Raw genomic sequence first — 210 nt, 5'->3', positions numbered from 1 at the left:
GACAGCCTTATGTCACCGGCGAATCTTCCAGCAAGCGCCACACCAGTTCAGTGAATCTCTATGATGAAACGCTGCTGGCAGCCAGTTGAACGCCAAGAGCGATATCAATTTGCAGGCGGCAAAAGACATCAATATCAGTGCCAGTGCGGTGCAAACTGACGGCGCGCTGACACTGGCGGCGGGCGGCGATATCACCCTCACCACCCAGAC

At 56.2% G+C, this 210-nt stretch carries 1 pseudogene; it reads left to right on the top strand.

Annotated features, from left to right (window positions below):
- Positions 1-210 (top strand): annotated as a pseudogene (locus YROHD0001_RS20160) (hemagglutinin repeat-containing protein); the annotation flags it as partial.

This window comes from Yersinia rohdei ATCC 43380, from assembly GCF_000173775.1.
GTDB lineage: Bacteria > Pseudomonadota > Gammaproteobacteria > Enterobacterales > Enterobacteriaceae > Yersinia > Yersinia rohdei.
The sequence above is the reverse complement of the archived record's forward strand: the minus strand, read 5'-3'. Positions and strand labels throughout refer to the sequence as shown.